We start from the raw sequence: 18,096 nt of genomic DNA, 5'->3' as shown, positions 1-18,096 counted from the left end.
CCGCGGTCAGCCCCCGCTCTTGAGGACACTCCTGATCCGCTGGAGGACCTCGGTGAACCGCCGCTCCGCCCCGTGTTGGGTGGGCCGGTAGTACTCGCGTTCGGTGAGCCCTTCGGGGGCGTGCTGCTGCGGGGCCACGCCGCCGGGGTGGTCGTGGGCGTAGCGGTACCCCTTGCCGTGTCCGAGGTCGGCGGCGCCCTTGTAGTGGGCGTCGCGCAGGTGGGACGGGACCGGTCCGGCACGGCCGGCGCGGACGTCGGACAGGGCCTCGTCGATGGCGGTGATCACCGCGTTGGACTTGGGGGCGAGGCTGATGTGGATGACCGCCTGGGCGAGGTTGATCCGGGCTTCGGGAAGCCCGATGAGCTCCACCGCCTGGGCCGCGGCCACGGCGGTCTGGAGGGCGGTGGGGTCGGCCATGCCGACGTCCTCGCTGGCGTGCACGACCAGGCGGCGGGCGATGAAGCGCGGGTCCTCACCGGCCTCGACCATGCGCGCCAGGTAGTGCAGCGCCGCGTCGGGGTCGGAGCCGCGCATGCTCTTGATGAAGGCGCTGATCACGTCGTAGTGCTGGTCGCCGGAGCGGTCGTAGCGCACGGCGTGCCGGTCGACGGCCCTTTCGACGTGCTCGGCGGTGATCTCCACCGGGCCCTCGGCGGAGGGCGGCCCCGCGACGAGGGCGCCCGCCTCCAGGTAGGTGAGGGAGCGCCGACCGTCTCCCCCGGCCAACCGGACCAGGTGCTCGGCCCCCTCCTCGCTGAGGGTGTACCTGCCGTCCAGGCCGCGCTCCTCGGCCAGGGCCCGGTCGACCAGGGCCCGCACGTCGGAGTCGTCCAGGGACTCCAGGGAGAGCAGCAGGGACCGGGAGAGCAGCGGACTGACGACGGAGAAGAAGGGGTTCTCGGTGGTGGCTCCGATGAAGCTCACCCACCGGTTCTCCACGGCGGGCAGCAGCGCGTCCTGCTGGGTCTTGTTGAAGCGGTGCACCTCGTCCACGAACAGCAGGGTGCGGGTGCCGTTCATGCCCATGCGGCGCTTGGCCTCGTCCACGACCGCGCGCACGTCCCGCACTCCGGCGTTGACCGCCGAGAGCTCCACGAACCTGCGCCGCGTGACCCGGCTGACCACGGTCGCCAGGGTGGTCTTGCCGGTCCCCGGCGGGCCCCAAAGGAACACGGACATGGGCGCGTCGTCCTCGACCAGGCGGCGCAGCGGACTGCCCTCGCCCAGGAGGTGGCGCTGTCCCACGACCTCGTCGAGGGTGCGCGGCCGCATACGTACGGCCAGCGGCTCCTGTCCCTTGGCCGCCTCGGCCCCGGCATCGTCGAACAGTGTTTCGGACACGGTCCCAGAGTAGGCGACCCGCGGACGGGCGCGGCCGATGCTCGCGGTGGCGCCCGGGGGGGGCGACCTCGGGTCCGGCCCCTGCGAACGGAGCGGCTCAGCCCTGCTGGACGGAGAGGTTCTCGGGGCTCTCGGCCTGTTCCGGCGGGGCGGAGGCGCGCGGGGTCATGCGGGTGATGAGCAGGGCGATGTCGTCACCACGGCCCGCCGGAGCCATCTCCGCCAGGACCTGGGCGGCGGCGTTGGGGTCCTCCCCGTGCTCGGCGAGCGCCTCCCCCACCTGGGACAGGCCGTCCTGCATGGTGACCTCGGAGCTCTCCACGAGCCCGTCGGAGCACAGCAGCAGGGTCGTGCCGGGCGCCAGGACCCGGGTGGTGACCGTGTACTCGGTGTCGGCGAGCACGCCCAGGGGCGGACCGGTCTCGGGAGACCAGAGCTCGTAGGCGCCGCGGGTGGCGAGCACGGCCGGGGGCTGGCCCGCCCACGCCGCCTGCATGACCCCGCTCCCCCGGTCCACCACGAGGTAGCCGCAGGTGGCGAAGACGATCTCGCCGGTCTCGGTGAGCAGGCGGTTGGTCTCGCCCAGGACGACGCCGGGGTCGGACTGGTTGCTGGCGTAGGCGCGGAAGGCCACACGGATCTGGCCCATGGCCGCGGCCGCCTCCACGCCGTGGCCCTGGACGTCGCCGACCAGGAGTCCCACCTTGTTGTCGGGAAGCTCGATGACGTCGTAGAAGTCGCCGCAGATCCGCCACTCCGCGCGCGAGGGCAGGTACTTGGTGGCGATGTCCATGTCGGGGAAACTGGCCACCTGGCGGGGGAGCATCCGGCGCTGCACGGCGTCGGCGAGCTCCAGCTCCGCCTGCTGCGCCTTGATCCGCTGGAGCGCCTGTCCGGCCAGTCCGGCGAAGGTGAGCATGAGGGCGCGCTCGTCGCGGCTGGCGTGGTGGGGGCGGTCCCACACCATCTGCCAGGCGCCGAGGGCGATCTTGCCGTCGCCGAAGATCGGCACGGTGGCCCAGGCCTGCCCCTGGGCCGAGCGCATGAGGTCGATGGCGGCCGGGAAACGGCTGGCGATCTCGGCCCGGCTCTCGAAGAACCGGGGCTGGCGGTCCTGGATGACGGCGCCCATGGGGAAGTCGGTGTCGTCGGCGCGGCGGCCGTCTATGCGGTGGTTGTGTCCGCGCTTGCGGGCGCTGGGCGAGGTGCGCAGCAGCCCGTCCTCGACGTACAGCGCCAGGGCGTAGACACCGCCGAAGATCGGCAGGAACTCCTCGCTGAGCAGGTCCATCACCTTGTCGACGGTGGTGGCGGAGACGAGCTTGGAGGAGAGTTCGGTGACCAGGCGACCGTGTTCGGCCTCGGTGCGGCGGCGGTCGGCCAGACGGCGCACCAGCTGGACGTGCTCGGTGACGTCGTCGATGATCCCGACGAGCCGGTCGGGCTGGCCGGGTACGAAGCGGGCCCGCACGTGCAGGGACCGTTCGTCGCCGAGGCGATCGAAGATGCGGAAGCGCTGTTCGTAGTCCCGCCCGGCGAAGGAGGAGGCCATCGCGTCGCGCACGCGCGCGTTGTCGTCGGGGTGGACGCGTTCGAGGATGCGCTCCAGGTCGCGGTCGTTCCCGGCCAGGAGCCCTCCCAGCGGGGTGGGACCGAAGAGTTCGCGCAGGCGCCCGTTGCTGAGGTCGAGGCTCCACAGGACGGAGTCGGAGTTGTCGGTGCGCAGGTCGCCGACCACCCGCAGGTCGGTCTCCTCGGTGGAGAGCACGTGCAGGAGCACCACCACCGCGGGCGCGGAGGGGTCCTCGGGGACGGGGGCGTCGTCGACGGGGCGGAGTCTGATCTCGGCCAGGCGGGAGGCCTTGTCGTTCACGGCCAGTCGCAGCCGTGAACGGCGGTGCCAGCTGCCGGAGAGCGCGTCCTCGTGGGCACTGGCCCCGTGGTCGACGTCAGCGGCGTCCAGGAGTTCGAACCAGGCGCTCCCGGTGAGCTCGGCCTCCTCGCGGCCGAAGAGTTCGGTCAGCGCGCGGTTGGCGTGCTGGATCGCGCCGTCGGTCCCGGTGACCGCCATGGGCTCGGGCGCATGCCGGAACGCCTCCGCGAGAGCGTCCTCGGAGCCACCGCCTGAAGCGCGTTTTCCGTTCACGTATGACTCATCCTCATGTCGGCTCGGACGTCACACCCGCGTCAGGCGCGGTCACCCCTGGAACGTACCGATACGGCTCATTGTAGTGTCCGGAAACGGGACCGGCCCGGGCGGGAACCGGGGCGGGTTCACCGGCACCCGTCTCCCGTCGGCTGCGCCGCCTCGTCGGACGCGGACCCTCATGGTCCATCAACGTGGCGGGGTCACGGCCGGTTCCACTCCGGGGGGCCGAACCCTACCGACCCCGGGGCGTGAATCGTTACGCTCGTGTGACTCGGTGGCGCACGAATGCACTCCGCTCCCAGCCGCCCCCCGAAGGGGACGGGCCCCTTCGACGCTACGTGTTCTCTCCCGGACACGTGCGATCCTCGGCGTGGGAGGGTGATTCGCCCCCAACGGTAGGGGATGACGGGCGCGACCGCATCCGTGTGTCGTCGTCTTCCGAAGGACGGGCGGGGTTTTTGACCTGATCATCACCTGATTTCACTTTGTGGCCGGATGTGGCACGTTCAAAGCGGGGGCTTTACGGGCACCGAACAGGTCAGTCGAGAACTCGTCACCCCACCCCGAGGACTCACCATGCACCGAGAACGCGTCCGCGCCCTCACGGGAACGGCCCTCCACGACGCCATCTGCGACTGGACCTGTCGACTGTGCACCCACAGCAACCCCGAGGACGAGGACATCTGCTGCCAGCGCTGCGGCGCGTCCAAGCCCTGAGGACCCAGGCCGGACGGGGCGGGTGCGGTCGGCCGCGCCCGCCCCCTCACGCCCGCTCGCTCACCGCCCCTCCGGCCCGCCCCCGCCGAGGTCGAGCCGGTCCCAACCGGCCGTGTCACGCCGCAACCGACGGTCGTGGGTGGCCAGCACCACCGCGGCCCCGGTCGCGCCCAGCCCCTCGGTGAGCTCGTCCACCAACGGGATCGACAGGTGATTGGTCGGCTCGTCGAGCAACAGCACATGGGGCCGTGACGCCAGGGCCAACGCCAGATCGAGTCTGCGCCGCTGCCCCGTCGACAGCTCGCGCACGGGCCTGCCCGCGTCGGCGGTCGAGAGCAGCCCCAGAGCGCTCAGGGAGACGGTCTCGCCCTCCCCGAGCACGCCCCAGCCGACGAGACGGCCCACGTGTTCGGCGAACACCTCGTGGGCCCGTCCCCTCGCCGAAGGCGCGGACTCCTGTTCCAGGAGCCGCACCCGGGCGGTCGACGCGGTCCGTACGAGGCCGTCGGTCGGCGCGGTCCGACCGGCCAGCACCGACAGCAGGGTCGACTTGCCCGCGCCGTTGGGGCCGGTGACCACCAGCCTGGTCCCCGACTCCAGGGAGAGGGTGACCGGCCGGTCCAACCGCCCCTTCACACGGGCGCCCTCGGCCCGGACCAGGGTCAGCCCCGGGCGTACGGGCAGCTCCGGCAGGCGGAGGACGGTCGGAGGCGGCGGCATGGTGAGCGCGTGCGCCTCCAGGTCCTCGCGGCGACGGTGGACCGAGCGGACCAGGGCGGGCGCCCGTGTCGCCCGCTGGTGCTTGCCGGTGCCCTTGTCCGGGCGCCAACCGCCGACCAGCCGGTTCCGGGCCGCGGACAGGTCCTGGGCGAGCCGGACGTGCTCGGCGCGCTGGCGTTCGTACTCCTGCTCCCAGCGTTCCCGCTCGGCCCGCCGCCCCTCCAGGTACCCGGCCAGGCCTCCCCCGTACACGCGGGGCGCCCCGTCCCGGCTCGGGTCGAGGTCCAGCACGCTCGTGGCCACGTCCGACAACAACGCGCGGTCGTGGCTGACCAGCACCACTCCGCCCGGGTGGGCCCGCAGGCGCTCGGTGAGGAAGTCGAGCCCGGCGGCGTCCAGGTGGTTGGTGGGCTCGTCCAGAAGCAGGAAGTCGCGGGCGGCGCCGAGCAGGCAGGCGAGCCTGACCCGGTAGCGCTGCCCCACGGACAGCTCCGCCAAGGGCCGCGAGCGGTCGGTGACCGCGCCGAGGCGCTCCAGCGCGAGGTCGACACGGCGGTCGGCGTCCCAGGCGTCCAGGGCCTCGGCCGCCTCCAGCGCGGCGGCGTAGCGCTCGGCGGCCCGGGGGTCCCCGGACGCCATTCCGGCGGCGCCGGCGTCCAACCCGGCCAGGGCGGCGCGGGAGTCGGCCAGTTCGGCGTCGACCACGTCACCGACGGTGCGGCCGTCAGCCGAGGCCATCTCCTGGTCGGCCGCGCCGAACGTGCCGATCCGCCGCACGGTACCGCTGTCGGCGTCGAGCGCGCCGGTCAGTACGTGCAGCAGGGTCGACTTGCCCCGGCCGTTCTCACCGACCACCCCCCACCGGGAGCGCGGTGTGACGGTCAGGTCGACGCCGGACAGGACGGCGCGGCCGCCCCGGGCGAGGTGAATGCCCTCAGCGGTGAGCTGGGCCCGCTCTCCGGCGGGAGCCCCGGTCACGGGCAGGGGCGATGGATGGGTGGCGTTCACGGTTCCTCCGAACCGGGCTCCGCCCGGCCGGAACGCGCGCGTTCGACGGCGGGGTGCGGGGAGCTCGGCGAGCAGACGGGATGACCCGGAAGGGGTCAGGGCACACGTCCGGCACCCGCGGCCACTGGAGGGCTGGCGGGCGCCCCGGCTCGTCCTACAGGAAGTAGAGGTGACACATGCGTCGAGGCTAACCGTGGAGGGCGGGCCCGGTCCAGCCCATAACGACGAGGCGTCGGCCACCGGGTCACCCCGGTCACCGACGCCTCGTGTTCGGTCCGTCCGTCCCCGTGTCCGGGACCGGCCGACCGCTACTTCTTCTTCTCCTCCGGGAGCACCGTGCGGATGTGAACGTCACGCAGCTGCTGCTCGGAGACGACCGCGGGGGCGCCCATCATGAGGTCCTGGGCGTTCTGGTTCAACGGGAACGCGATGGTCTCACGGATGTTGGGCTCGTCCGCGAGGAGCATGACGATCCGGTCGACGCCCGGGGCGATGCCGCCGTGGGGCGGGGCGCCGAACTTCAGGGCCTTGAGCATGCCGCCGAACTCGGCCTCGACCGCGTCCTTGTCGTAACCGGCGATCGCGAAGGCCTTGTACATGATCTCGGGCGAGTGGTTCCGGATGGCGCCGGAGGACAGCTCCACACCGTTGCAGACGATGTCGTACTGCCAGGCGAGGATGTCCAGCGGGTCCTGGTTCTCCAGCGCCTCCATCCCGCCCTGGGGCATGGAGAAGGGGTTGTGGCTGAACTCGATGTGGCCGTCGTCGGAGCGCTCGAACATCGGGAAGTCCACGATCCAGCAGAACCGGTAGACCTTCTCCTCGGCCAGGTCGGCGCGGCGGCCGACCTCGACCCGGACCGGGGCCATGATCCGGTTGATCTCCGCCTCGTCCTCGCTGGCGCAGAAGAACAGGCCGTACCCGGGGCCGGCGTCCAGGGTCCGGAGCAGTTCGTCGGAGATCTCGGTGACGAACTTGGCGATGGGGCCGGTCAGCTCGCCGTTCTCCCCGACCTTGAGCCAGGCCAGGCCCTTGGCGCCCTGCTCGACGGCGTAGTCGCCGATCCCGTCGAAGAACTTGCGCGGCTTGTCGCCCACCTGGGGGACGGCCAGCGCCCGGACCCTCTTGCCCGCGAAGGCGCGGAAGTCGGTCTTGTCGAAGAGCTCGGTGACGTCGAGCATCTTCATGGGCACGCGCAGGTCGGGCTTGTCGGTGCCGTACCACTCCAGGGCGTCGCGGTAGGCCACGCGCGGGAAGGGCGAGGTGATCTCCCAGTCCGTGGAGAACTCGCGGAAGACGTCGGTCATGACCTTCTCGATGACCTCGAAGACGTCCTCCTGCTCGACGAAGCTCATCTCGACGTCGAGCTGGTAGAACTCGCCGGGCGAGCGGTCGGCGCGGCTGTCCTCGTCGCGGAAGCACGGCGCGATCTGGAAGTAGCGGTCGAACCCGGCGATCATCAGCAACTGCTTGAACTGCTGGGGGGCCTGCGGGAGGGCGAAGAACTCACCCGGGTGCAGGCGGGAGGGCACCAGGAAGTCGCGGGCGCCCTCGGGGCTGGAGCTGGTGAGGATGGGGGTCTGGAACTCGTTGAAGCCCAGGTCCGTCATCGTCTGGCGGATGAAGGCCACCACCTGGGACCGCAGCATGACGTTGCGGTGCATGCGCTCGCGGCGCAGGTCCAGGAAGCGGTAGGTGAGACGGCGCTCCTCGGAGGTGTTGTCCTCGGGGAAGACCGTCAGCGGCAGCTCCTCGGTGGTGCCGAGGACCTCCACCTCCGACGCCTCGATCTCGATCTCGCCGGTGGGCAGGTTCGGGTTGACGTTCTCCGCGCTGCGGGCGGCCACCGTGCCCGTGACCTGGATGACCGACTCCTTGGAGATGCGGCTGAGCACCTCGAACACCGGGGACTCGGGGCGGGCCATGAGCTGCGTGACACCGTAGTGGTCGCGCAGGTCGACGAAGAGCAGGCCACCGAGATCCCGGCGGTTGTGCACCCAGCCAGAGAGGCGCACCTGCTGCCCGACGTGCTCCTTACGGAGCTGACCACACGAATGAGTCCTGTAACGATGCATGAGTTACCAAGTCCACTAACTACGCGGCTGAGCGAGGATGCCGGGAGGCCCGGGACCGGGTCCGGCGGGGGCGGGGCGTCGCCCCTTGAACAACTGGAATCCTACCGCCAACGGCACCGGCCGGTCCCCTGGACGGCGACGGCGGGCGGCGCCTAACCCGCGACCCCCCGCAGGTACGGGTTGGTGGCGCGCTCGCGCTCCACCGTGGTCGCGGGCCCGTGGCCGGGCAGGATCTGGGTGTGGTCGTCCCGGCCCAGGACGGAGCGGGCCAGGCTGGCGTTCATCGCCTCGCCGTCGCCGCCGGGGAAGTCGGTGCGCCCGATGGAACCCGCGAAAACCAGGTCTCCGGCGAACATCACCTGGACCCCGTCGCCGGTGCGCGTCAGGTAGACGACCGACCCGGGCGTGTGACCGGGGGTGTGCTCGACGGTGAACTCCATGCCGCCGAGGGTGAGGGTCTGGCCGTCGGTCACGCCGGCCAGCAGCTCCGGCTCGGGGTGGGGTCCGGGGCCCAGGAGCATCTGGAGCTGCGCGGCGAATCCCGCGTCGACCCCGGCGGCGGGTTCGGTGAGCAGGCCGCGGTCGGCCTCGTGCAGGTGGACCGGGACGCGGTGCAGCCCGCAGAGCTCGGCCGCCGACCAGACGTGGTCGAAGTGGCCGTGCGTGAGCAGGATCGCCGCAGGGGTGAGGTCGTGTTCGGCCAGGGCCTTGGCGACCTGCGGGGCGGCGCCCTGTCCGGGGTCGACGATGACGCACGCTCCGCCCGGGGCGGGTGCCAGCACGTAGCAGTTCGCGTTGAGGGGCCCGGTGGGAAGCGCGGCGATGAGCACGGGGGCGGTCGTCCTGTCTGGTGGCCTCTGGTGGTCCGGGAACCCTCCGACCTCGGCCGGAGCACGGGTCCCCCAGGCGCAGAGCCTACCGAGCCACCTCGGGGCGGGCGAACCGGCGGGTGCGCGCCGGTACGCGTTTGATCACCATTCGATCACCGCGCGCGCCCCGGCTCTTTGCCTGGGCGCGACGGAGTGCCATATTGGTCAGCGTCGTCGTGTTGATCGAGGCCCTCGACCTGCGCCTCCTCTTCCGAGGCGGGTGACGGGCCCGGCCGACGGCACGGCGGCGGGAGCAGGACTCCCGGACCGCGCGGATCTGAGACACGGCGCGTCGTTGTCCGCCGAAACGTATGGATATCGTGCTGGTGCACGGTGGTTCCCATCACGAACAGGCGCGGTACCGCCGCGACGACCCGAACCCGACCCCGACCGGACGGGTTCACGACAGCAGGAGGACACGGTGACCACGGACCCTTGGGGCCGCGTAGACGATGACGGCACGGTCTACGTGCGCACAGGCGAAGGCGAACGGGTCGTCGGATCGTGGCAGGCGGGCGCCCCGGAGGAGGCCCTGGCCTTCTTCCGGCGCAAGTACGACTCTCTGGTCACCGAGGTGGAGCTGCTGGAGAAGCGCCTCCGCAGCACCGACCTGTCCGCCGCCGCCGCGATGACCGCCATCGAGAAGCTGCGCTCCGCGATCACGGACGCGAACGCCGTCGGTGACCTGGAATCGCTGATCGGCCGCCTGGACGCGCTGTCCGGGCGCGCCGAGGAGCGCAAGGTCGAGCAGAAGCAGGCGCAGGAGGAGGCCCGGGGGCAGGCTCGCGAGGTCAAGGAGCGCATCGTCGCCGAGGCCGAGCGGGTCGCGGCCGAGACCACGCACTGGAAGTCCGGCGGCGAGCGCATGCTCCAGCTCATCGAGGAGTGGAAGAAGGCCCCCCGGGCCGACCGCCCCACCGAGCAGGCCCTGTGGAAGCGCATGTCGGCCGCGCGCAACTCCTTCTCCAAGCGGCGCAAGGCCTACTTCGCCAACCTGGACCAGCAGCGGGAGGGTGTGCGCGCCGACAAGGAGCGCATCGTCGCCGAGGCCGAGGCCCTGTCGAACTCCACGGACTGGGGGCCCACGGCCCGCGCCTACCGGGACCTGATGCAGCGGTGGAAGGCCACCGGTCGCGCCGACCGGGCCAGCGAGGACAAGCTGTGGACGCGTTTCAAGGCCGCGCAGGACACGTTCTTCGACGCCCGGAACGCGACCTTCGCCGAGCGTGACGCGGAGCTGCGGGTGAACGCGGACGCCAAGGAGCGCATCCTGGCGGAGGCCCGGGCCGAGATCCCCGGTATCACCGACCCGCGTCGCGCCCGCGCCCGGCTGCGCGACTTCCAGGAGGCCTGGGAGGAGGCGGGCGACCTGCCGCGCGACGTGCGCGACCAGCTGGAGGGCGCCTTCCGCCAGATCGAGGACGGCGTGCGCCGCGCCGAGGACGCCGAGTGGGAGCGCACCAACCCGGAGGCCCTGGCCCGCGCGAAGGACACGGTGGACCAGTTGTCGGCGGCCATCGCCGGTCTGGAGGCCAAGCTGGAGAAGGCCCGGGCCAACGACGACGCCCGTCGGGTCAAGGAGCACGAGGCCGCCCTGGAGGCCCGCCGCTCCTGGCTGGCCGAGGCCGAGAAGGCGCTTGACGAGCTGAGCTGAGGTTTCTCTCGTTCCACGGGGGTCGTGTCCTTCGGGACACGGCCCTTTCGTGTGGCCGCGTCCGGATTTTCTCTCCTCGATTCGCGCCGTTTTGGACTTTCACCACCCGGGTTGACCACAATGTGTGCATGGATGATTACGCAGAGAAGTCACGACGGCGTGGCGGCGCACGGCGCGGTTCCACCGGCAAGGGCGCGTGGTGCGCGCTGGGGGCCGCGACGGTGGTGGCGGTGCCCCTCGTCTGGGGCGCGGGTACGGCCGTGGCCGCCGACGGGGCCGCCACCTCCCAGGAGACCGGCCTGATCGCCGCCGAGGGGACCGTCACGGAGCACGCGCGGGAGGCGTCGCCTCCGACCGGGGTGTCGGCACCGGCCGGGCCCCAGGTCGGCCCCGAGGCCGACGACGGCTACGGCTACGGCTACGAACCGTCCGACGGGGGAGGAAGCCAGGACGCGGCCTCGGCGGCCACCGGGGGGTACCACGGGTACGGGGGGTACGGCGGGTACGACGGCGGGCACACGGAGGAGGGCGTCCTCCCGGAGACCGTAGAGGACTCCCTTCCGGGCGAGGAGGGGCCCGTCCACGAGGACCCGCATCCCCTCCCTCAGCCCGGGGGCGTCACACCCCCGCACGAGGAGGACCCCCTCCCTGATGAGGGGCCGCTGCCGGGCGGGGCGGAGCTTCCCGAGGAGGCCACCACCCCGCAGGAGGAACACCTTCCCCTGCCCGAACCCGCGGGGGTCGCACCCCCGCGCCCGGACGGGGCGGACAGCGCTCCGGACGAGGACGGGACCGACACGCCACCCGCCCCCGTCGGCCAGACGCCCGCGCCCGGCGCGCCGGAGCCGCCGAGCCCGCCGCCCAGCGGAGGCGACGGCGCACCGGTCAAGGAGACGGCACAGGGCCACTCGGCACGGCCCTCCCAGCCGGAACTGGCCGTCACCGGCATGGTGGCGGCCGTCCCGGCTCTCGCCGGTCTGGCGTCCGTCTCGGCCGGGGCCATGGCCCTGTTCCTGGGGCGGCGCCGCCGGAACGAACGCGACTGACCGAAAGCGCGGAGCGGGGCCGGGGTCGTCTCCCCGGCCCCGCTCCGGCACGGATCACCTTCGCGAGTCCAGGTGGTAGACGGGCGCGCGGCCGGGAAAGGTGCGCAGGTTGGGCACCGACCCCGGGCTGTGGTTGCTCTGCGCCTCCGGCTCCGGCCGGGGCCCCCGCGTGCCCCGGTAGCGCAGGTAGCCGCCCACGGCGATCGCGACCGCGGCGATCGCGAGCAGCGCCGCCACCACCCAGACCACCGGCAGCACGCGCTGGACCTGGTGGACGGCGGAGGCGCAGGAGGCGGGGGCCGCGTCGGCGGCCGGGCTCAGGCACACGGTGGCGACCGGCCGCGCCGCGCCCTCCGGTACCTCGCTGAGCTCGCCGACCACGGTGATGACGGCGCGCTCCCCCGGTTCCAGGGGCCGTTCCCATTCGGCCCGCCCCCGCTCCACACCCTCGGGGGCGCCGGAGACGTAGCGCATGGACGCGGGCAGGAACTGCTCCACTCGCGCGTCCGGCAGCGCCTCGGGTCCGGAGTTGCGCACCCTGATGGTGTACTCCACGCGGTCTCCCGGACGCAGGCGCTCCTCCGACCGCTCCTGGACGGTGACGTGCAGGCTCTCGGCGCCGGGAACCGGCCCCTCGTCCGCCTCGACAGGCTGACCGGGCAGCCAGACCAACGCCGCCAGCCCCAACGCCGACACCGCAGCTGTCACGGCCATGGTGTTCCCCTTCCGCACGGCGGTACGAATAGTGACTTTCTGAGCACAATTAATAACACAGAGTAGTCAAACGGGGCGTAAGGCGTGCGGAGGTGACATGGACAGCACCGAGGGCGGGTGGCCGCGGCCACCCGCCCTCGGTGCGGAAACGTTCTAGGCTCCGACGAACGAACGCAGCGCGGCGGCGCGGTCCGTGCGCTCCCAGGTGAACTCCGGCAGCTCACGGCCGAAGTGACCGTAGGCGGCGGTCCGGGAGTAGATCGGACGCAGCAGGTCCAGGTCGCGCACGATGGCGGCCGGACGCAGGTCGAAGACCTCCTTGACGGCCTTCTCGATCAGCTCCGGCGCGACGCGCTCGGTACCGAAGGTCTCGATGAACACCCCCACCGGGTGGGCCTTGCCGATCGCGTAGGCCACCTGGACCTCGGCGCGCTCGGCCAGCTCGGCGGCGACGATGTTCTTGGCGACCCAACGGGTGGCGTAGGCGCCGGAGCGGTCGACCTTCGACGGGTCCTTGCCCGAGAAGGCGCCACCGCCGTGCCGGGCGTAACCGCCGTAGGTGTCGACGATGATCTTGCGGCCGGTCAGACCGGCGTCACCCATCGGGCCGCCGATCTCGAAGCGGCCGGTCGGGTTGACCAGGAGACGGTAGTCGTCCGAGTCCAGGCCGTAGGCGGCCACCACGGGCTCGATGACGTGCTCCCGGATGTCCGGGGTCAGCATCTCCTCCAGGTTGATGTCCGCGGAGTGCTGGCTGGAGACCACGACGGTGTCGAGGCGGACCGGGGTCTGGCCCTCGTACTCGACCGTGACCTGGGTCTTGCCGTCGGGGCGCAGGTAGGGCACCGTACCGTTGCGGCGGACCTCGGACAGGCGCTCGGAGAGCGAGTGCGCCAGCTTGATCGGCAGCGGCATGAGCTCGGGGGTCTCGCGGTTGGCGTAACCGAACATCAGGCCCTGGTCGCCCGCGCCCTGTCGGTTGAGGACGTCGTCCTCGTGCTCGACGCGCGCCTCGTAGGCGGTGTCGACGCCCTGGGCGATGTCCGGGGACTGCGCGTCGATGGAGACGTTGACCCCACAGGAGTCACCGTCGAAACCCTTGGCGGACGAGTCGTATCCGATCTGGAGGATCTTCTCGCGCACGATCGCGGGGATGTCGACGTAGGTCTGGGTGGTGACCTCGCCCGCGATGTGGACCTGACCCGTGGTGATCAGCGTCTCGACCGCGACCCGGCTGCCGGGGTCGGTGGCGAGCATCGCATCGAGGATCGCGTCACTGATCTGGTCGGCCATCTTGTCGGGATGGCCTTCGGTGACCGACTCGGAGGTGAAAAGGCGGCGGGACACGTTGCGTGACTCCTTGCAGCGGCTGCTGGCTGACGTGTGTCGGTACGGCAATACCGACCGACGCGGTTGGTTATTGGTCCACTGTAACGGGACTGGTGGGGGCGGATGCGCGGCGACGGGCCTCGTCGGCCGTACGCCGGCACCCGAACGAGTGTGTCGTACTCAGCGGTAGGAATCCAGCGCGCCGGGCGGAAGTTTTACCGACCGGACGGTGTCGGTCGCGGGATCGCGCTGTGCGCCGGGGGTTCCCCCGCGAGGGTGACCCTCATCCCGGAAGCCGTTCGACCACCAGGTCCCACACCCGGTCGGCGAGGTCCTCCTTGGGCCCTGTGGGAATGTCCACGACGCTCCCGTCCGCGCCCAGCACGGTGGCCTGGTTGTCGTCGGTGCCGAAGGCGCGGCCTCCGCCGACCTGGTTGACCACCAGCAGGTCGCAGCCCTTGCGCGCCAACTTGGCGCGGCCGTTGTCGATCACGTCGTCGGTCTCGGCCGCGAAACCCACGATGGTCTGCTCGGCGCTCTCCCGCCCGCGGGACACGACCAGCCCGGCGAGGATGTCCGGGTTCTCCACCAGTTCGATCGGTGCCGGGGCGTCGCCGGACTTCTTGATCTTGGACGCGGCACTGGTGACCGGGCGGAAGTCGGCGACCGCCGCGCTCATCACGACGACGTCGGCGCCGGCGCGCTCCGCCTCCATCGCCTCGGCCAGCTCGACGGCCGACTCCACGCGCACCAGGCGGACCCCCGCGGGGTCGGGCAGGGTGACGTTGGCGGTGACCAGGGTCACGTCGGCCCCCCGGGCGGCCGCGGTGCGCGCCAGCGCGTAGCCCTGGCGGCCCGAGGAGTGGTTGCCCAGGTAGCGGACCGGGTCGATGGCCTCGCGGGTGCCTCCGGCGGAGACGACGACCCGGCGTCCCGCCAGGTCGGCGGGGGCGTCACCGCGTCGGAGCACCAGACGGGCCGCCTCGAACAGTTCGGCCGGGTCGGGCAGGCGGCCCCGTCCGGTGTCGGCGCCGGTGAGGCGGCCCACGGCGGGGTCCAGGACGATCGCGCCGCGCGATCGCAGGGTGGCCACGTTGGCCCGGGTGGCGGGGTGCTCCCACATCTCGGTGTGCATCGCGGGCGCGAACACGACCGGGCAGCGCGCCGTGAGCAGGGTGTTGGTCAGGAGGTCGTCGGCGAGCCCGGCGGCGGCCTTCGCGAGGAGGTTGGCGGTGGCCGGTGCGACGAACACGAGGTCCGCCGCCTGGCCGATGCGCACGTGCGGGACCTCGTGCACACCGTCCCACACGCCCGTGACGACGGGCTGACCGGAGAGGGCGGCCCAGGTGGGCTCGCCGACGAAGCGCAGGGCGTCGGCGGTGGGGACCACCCGGACGCGGTGGCCGGACTCGGTCAGTCGGCGCAGCAGTTCGCACGCCTTGTAGGCGGCGATGCCCCCGCCGACGCCGAGGACCACCTGGGGAACGGATTCTGTGTCACTCACACATGGAGTTCTACCAGGACGCGCCCGCCGCACGCCCCGTGCGGGGGTGCGACGGGCGCGGCAGGTGCCCCCGAGGGGGCGTGCCCGTGCGGGGCGTGGTTCAGTTGCCCTCGTACGGCTCGGCGGTGAGCAGGCCGGAGCGGACCTCGCGCAGGGCGATGGACAGGGACTTCTCCTGCACCTGGGTCTCGACCAGCGGACCGACGTACTCGAGCAGGCCCTCGCCCAGCTGCGCGTAGTAGGCGTTGATCTGACGGGCCCGCTTCGAGGCCATGGTGACCAGGCTGTACTTGCTGTCGACGCACTCCAGCAGGTCGTCGATCGGCGGGTTGGTGATGCCTTCGGCGACGGGCTCGGTACCAGCCACTTCGTTACCCCCAGGGACGGTCTCCGGCTCGTCGGAAGCCGTGACGTTGGTTGGACGGAAAGGTTCTAGAGGCCCGGAATGGGGCGGATGCGGCCGCCGCCGGTGGTCGGCGCGGCCCGATTCGCACCCGCTATCACACCTTGGGCGCTGTCATCAACGCTAGCAGCTCGTCGCACACATCCTGCACGGACGTGTTGACGAGGGTGGTGTCGAACTCCTTCTCGGCGGCGAGCTCGACCTTGGCGACCTCCAGGCGGCGCTGGATCACCTCGTCGGACTCGGTGCCGCGACCGGTCAGCCGACGGACCAGCTCCTCCCAGGAGGGCGGGGCGAGGAAGACGTGCAGGGCGTCGTCCATGGACTCGCGCACCTGGCGGGCGCCCTGGAGCTCGATCTCCAGGAGCACGGGCACCCCTTCGCTGAGGCGTTCCTCGACGGGGCCGCGCGGGGTGCCGTAGCGGTTGCCCGCGAACTGGGCCCACTCCAGGAGCTGGTCCTCGGAGACGAGGCGGTCGAACTCCTCGTCGGTGACGAAGTGGTACTGGACCCCGTCGCGCTCCCCCGGGCGGGGCTTGCGTGTGGTCACCGACACCGACAGCCACACGTCGGGGTTGACCCGGCGCAGGTGGGCGACGACCGTGCTCTTTCCCACGCCGGAGGGCCCGGACAGGACGGTCAGCCGTTTCTCGGCCGGTCGGGACTGGTCTGCGGTCTGCGCGGGCATGTGAGTAATCAGGCTTCCATTCGGCTCTCCGCCACGCGGTGGGCCGTGGGCCTCGTGAGCGCTGCCTGGGCCGGACCCGGTAGGTCCGGCGCGCACCGCGCGGGCGGCTCGTGCTGGCGCGCGGGCGCGCAGCGTACGGTCGCGGGAAGCTCCCTTTATATCACCGAGCCACGGTGGGGCGGACGGGGTGTGACCTGGGGTCCACCCGCCCGCCCACCGTGGCGTCGAGCTGTTGCTCACCGCGTGCCGTGTCCACTGGTGCGGCGGCTCCGAGCGACTGTGGGGGACGCGTCGGGGGCGGTGCTGGCCGGTGTCGCCACCGGACCGGTGTTACTTGGTGAGGTCGCCGAACTCGCTCTCCAGGGCGGCACGCTGGTTGGTGCCCAGGCCCCGGACACGGCGCGACTCAGCGATGTTGAGCCGCTCCATGATCTGCTTGGCGCGCACCTTGCCGACACCGGGGAGGGATTCCAGCAGAGCCGAAACCTTCATCTTGCCGATGACGTCGTCCTTGAGGCCGTTGGAGAGGACCTCGGACAGCGAGATGCCGCCGTTCTTGAGCTTGTTCTTGACCTCCGCACGCTCTTTTCTGGCCTTGGCGGCCTTCTCAAGAGCCGCACTGCGCTGCTCGGGTGTGAGGGGAGGAAGGGCCACGCCGGGTCACCTCGGTTTTCTACTCGTTTGTAGAGGGCGGACGCCTGCGCAAGTTAGTAGGTCTGACCCCTGTTAGGCAACGTAAAGTGCCCTTTCAAGGGCTATTTCATCGAAGGAACTACTCAGAGTGACTGCTCAATTGCGGGCGGGCACGAAAATCAGGACTTTGGTCCCGATTGGCGAACTGGGGAAGCGCACCACCTGCGCAGGTCACCCTGCGGTGACTCGGGTCACTCTTCGCCATGGATTCCTAGTTTCGGACACGCCTAATTGGTGACGTTCCGTGACCCACAACTGTGAGTGATGGGGCAGATGCGACAAATGAGACTGTGCCCATCCCCACCCCCGCCGGGTCCGCGCAGCCCACGGGCGCCCGGGCCCGGCATCGGGGTTTCAGACACCGGCACCCGCCCTGCGCACCGCGGCCGCGATGGAGGCCGCCGCCGCGCCCGGGTCGGGGGCACGGGTGATGGGGCGGCCGATGACCAGGAGGTCGGCGCCCGCCTCGATCGCCGCCTCCGGAGTGGCGACCCGCGACTGGTCCCCGAGGTCCGCGCCGGCCGGACGCACGCCCGGGGTGATCAGGGTGACGTCCGGCCCCACCTCGGCACGGACCAACGCGACCTCCTGGGGCGAGCACACCAGCGCGCGGGCGCCCGCGCCCACAGCCAGCACCGCCAGGCGACGCACCGCGTCCCGAGACGGCCCGAGCAGCCCCACCCGCTCCAGGTCCGCCTCGTCCATGGAGGTGAGCACCGTGACCGCGGCGATCTTCGTGTCCGGCGCGGCCTCGACCGCCGCGCGAACCATGTCCGCTCCCCCGGACGCGTGCACGGTCAGGATCGTGGGACGCAGACCCGCGACCGAGCGGGCGGCCCCGGCGACCGTCGCCGGGATGTCGTGCAGCTTCAGGTCGAGGAAGACGCCGACCCGGTTGGCGCCGCGCACGGCGCTGATCACGTCGGGGCCGTACCGCAGGTACAGCTCCAGGCCCACCTTGACCGTGCTCACGTGCGGCGCAACCGCCGAGGCCCAGGTGGCCGCCGTCTCGATCTCGTTGGCGTCGATCGCGACGGCGATGGGCGCTGAGGGCGCGGTCATGTCGGTTTCTCCAATCGTGTGCCACCGGCGCCGGGCCGGTGCCGGAAAGTCATCCGTTCGTGCCTTACGTCCGTACTTACGCCTGTGCTTACACACGCACCGGCCGATGCACGTTCGCTGT

Annotated in this window: 15 protein-coding genes; 3 read left to right on the top strand and 12 right to left on the bottom strand. The window is 71.7% G+C overall.

Annotation, left to right across the window (positions count from 1 at the left end; genetic code table 11):
* Nucleotides 1-6: 6 nt before the first annotated feature.
* Together ACFYL4_RS24370 and ACFYL4_RS24365 are read right to left on the bottom strand one after the other, a co-directional pair.
* Nucleotides 7-1,344: a replication-associated recombination protein A gene (locus tag ACFYL4_RS24370; protein WP_357766179.1), complete on the bottom strand. Its 1,338-nt coding sequence runs from the start codon at nucleotides 1,342-1,344 to the stop codon at nucleotides 7-9.
* Between the two features lie 97 nt (nucleotides 1,345-1,441).
* Nucleotides 1,442-3,490, bottom strand: coding sequence for a SpoIIE family protein phosphatase (locus ACFYL4_RS24365; RefSeq protein ID WP_357766177.1), 2,049 nt, complete (start codon nucleotides 3,488-3,490; stop codon nucleotides 1,442-1,444).
* A 579-nt stretch (nucleotides 3,491-4,069) separates the two neighbouring features.
* Between ACFYL4_RS24365 and ACFYL4_RS24360 the strand changes: the two genes are divergently transcribed.
* Complete coding sequence (locus ACFYL4_RS24360; protein WP_357766174.1) at nucleotides 4,070-4,210, top strand: hypothetical protein; 141 nt, start codon at nucleotides 4,070-4,072, stop codon at nucleotides 4,208-4,210.
* A gap of 60 nt (nucleotides 4,211-4,270) precedes the next feature.
* On the opposite strand, the gene ACFYL4_RS24355 is transcribed toward ACFYL4_RS24360, so the two are convergent.
* The 3 genes from ACFYL4_RS24355 to ACFYL4_RS24345 all read right to left on the bottom strand — a co-directional run bounded on the left by ACFYL4_RS24355 (nucleotide 4,271) and on the right by ACFYL4_RS24345 (nucleotide 8,843).
* Nucleotides 4,271-5,938 (bottom strand): ATP-binding cassette domain-containing protein, encoded by a 1,668-nt coding sequence (locus ACFYL4_RS24355; RefSeq protein ID WP_387521383.1) that lies wholly within the window; start codon nucleotides 5,936-5,938, stop codon nucleotides 4,271-4,273.
* Between the two features lie 308 nt (nucleotides 5,939-6,246).
* On the bottom strand, nucleotides 6,247-8,013 hold the full coding sequence (aspS, locus tag ACFYL4_RS24350; protein WP_387521381.1) for an aspartate--tRNA ligase: 1,767 nt from the start codon (nucleotides 8,011-8,013) through the stop codon (nucleotides 6,247-6,249).
* 152 nt (nucleotides 8,014-8,165) lie between these two features.
* The gene (locus ACFYL4_RS24345) at nucleotides 8,166-8,843 is read right to left on the bottom strand and encodes an MBL fold metallo-hydrolase (RefSeq protein ID WP_387521379.1); all 678 of its coding nucleotides are present in this window, start codon (nucleotides 8,841-8,843) and stop codon (nucleotides 8,166-8,168) included.
* 460 nt (nucleotides 8,844-9,303) lie between these two features.
* Between ACFYL4_RS24345 and ACFYL4_RS24340 the strand changes: the two genes are divergently transcribed.
* Complete coding sequence (locus ACFYL4_RS24340) at nucleotides 9,304-10,536, top strand: DUF349 domain-containing protein (RefSeq protein ID WP_387521377.1); 1,233 nt, start codon at nucleotides 9,304-9,306, stop codon at nucleotides 10,534-10,536.
* 128 nt (nucleotides 10,537-10,664) lie between these two features.
* On the top strand, nucleotides 10,665-11,582 hold the full coding sequence (locus tag ACFYL4_RS24335; protein ID WP_387521375.1) for a hypothetical protein: 918 nt from the start codon (nucleotides 10,665-10,667) through the stop codon (nucleotides 11,580-11,582).
* Between the two features lie 54 nt (nucleotides 11,583-11,636).
* Here ACFYL4_RS24335 and ACFYL4_RS24330 read toward each other — a convergent pair whose 3' ends face one another.
* From ACFYL4_RS24330 to pyrF, 7 genes are all read right to left on the bottom strand, one after another.
* Nucleotides 11,637-12,296 carry a hypothetical protein gene (locus ACFYL4_RS24330; RefSeq protein WP_387521373.1) on the bottom strand — a complete coding sequence of 220 codons (660 nt, stop codon included), beginning with the start codon at nucleotides 12,294-12,296 and terminating at the stop codon, nucleotides 11,637-11,639.
* A 153-nt stretch (nucleotides 12,297-12,449) separates the two neighbouring features.
* Nucleotides 12,450-13,643 (bottom strand): methionine adenosyltransferase, encoded by a 1,194-nt coding sequence (gene metK / locus ACFYL4_RS24325; RefSeq protein ID WP_357769653.1) that lies wholly within the window; start codon nucleotides 13,641-13,643, stop codon nucleotides 12,450-12,452.
* Between the two features lie 265 nt (nucleotides 13,644-13,908).
* Nucleotides 13,909-15,102 (bottom strand): bifunctional phosphopantothenoylcysteine decarboxylase/phosphopantothenate--cysteine ligase CoaBC, encoded by a 1,194-nt coding sequence (gene coaBC, locus ACFYL4_RS24320; protein ID WP_387521425.1) that lies wholly within the window; start codon nucleotides 15,100-15,102, stop codon nucleotides 13,909-13,911.
* A 127-nt stretch (nucleotides 15,103-15,229) separates the two neighbouring features.
* On the bottom strand, nucleotides 15,230-15,496 hold the full coding sequence (rpoZ, locus tag ACFYL4_RS24315; RefSeq protein ID WP_017614384.1) for a DNA-directed RNA polymerase subunit omega: 267 nt from the start codon (nucleotides 15,494-15,496) through the stop codon (nucleotides 15,230-15,232).
* Between the two features lie 133 nt (nucleotides 15,497-15,629).
* Nucleotides 15,630-16,220: a guanylate kinase gene (gmk, locus tag ACFYL4_RS24310; protein WP_387521370.1), complete on the bottom strand. Its 591-nt coding sequence runs from the start codon at nucleotides 16,218-16,220 to the stop codon at nucleotides 15,630-15,632.
* A gap of 330 nt (nucleotides 16,221-16,550) precedes the next feature.
* Nucleotides 16,551-16,874, bottom strand: a complete 324-nt coding sequence (mihF, locus tag ACFYL4_RS24305) for an integration host factor, actinobacterial type (protein WP_017546565.1) — start codon at nucleotides 16,872-16,874, stop codon at nucleotides 16,551-16,553.
* Nucleotides 16,875-17,267: 393 nt separating this feature from the next.
* Nucleotides 17,268-17,975, bottom strand: coding sequence for an orotidine-5'-phosphate decarboxylase (gene pyrF / locus ACFYL4_RS24300; RefSeq protein ID WP_387521367.1), 708 nt, complete (start codon nucleotides 17,973-17,975; stop codon nucleotides 17,268-17,270).
* Nucleotides 17,976-18,096: the final 121 nt, after the last annotated feature.

The organism is Nocardiopsis sp. NPDC006938, assembly GCF_042869555.1.
Classification (GTDB): Bacteria; Actinomycetota; Actinomycetes; order Streptosporangiales; family Streptosporangiaceae; genus Nocardiopsis.
The sequence above is the reverse complement of the archived record's forward strand: the minus strand, read 5'-3'. Positions and strand labels throughout refer to the sequence as shown.

Coding starts and splice junctions, on each gene's coding strand:
- ACFYL4_RS24330 (WP_387521373.1), bottom strand. CDS start 12,296: ATGGCCGTGACAGCTGCGGTGTCGGCGTTGGGGCTGGCGGCGTTGGTC.
- pyrF (WP_387521367.1), bottom strand. CDS start 17,975: ATGACCGCGCCCTCAGCGCCCATCGCCGTCGCGATCGACGCCAACGAG.
- aspS (WP_387521381.1), bottom strand. CDS start 8,013: ATGCATCGTTACAGGACTCATTCGTGTGGTCAGCTCCGTAAGGAGCAC.
- gmk (WP_387521370.1), bottom strand. CDS start 16,220: ATGCCCGCGCAGACCGCAGACCAGTCCCGACCGGCCGAGAAACGGCTG.
- ACFYL4_RS24360 (WP_357766174.1), top strand. CDS start 4,070: ATGCACCGAGAACGCGTCCGCGCCCTCACGGGAACGGCCCTCCACGAC.
- ACFYL4_RS24335 (WP_387521375.1), top strand. CDS start 10,665: ATGGATGATTACGCAGAGAAGTCACGACGGCGTGGCGGCGCACGGCGC.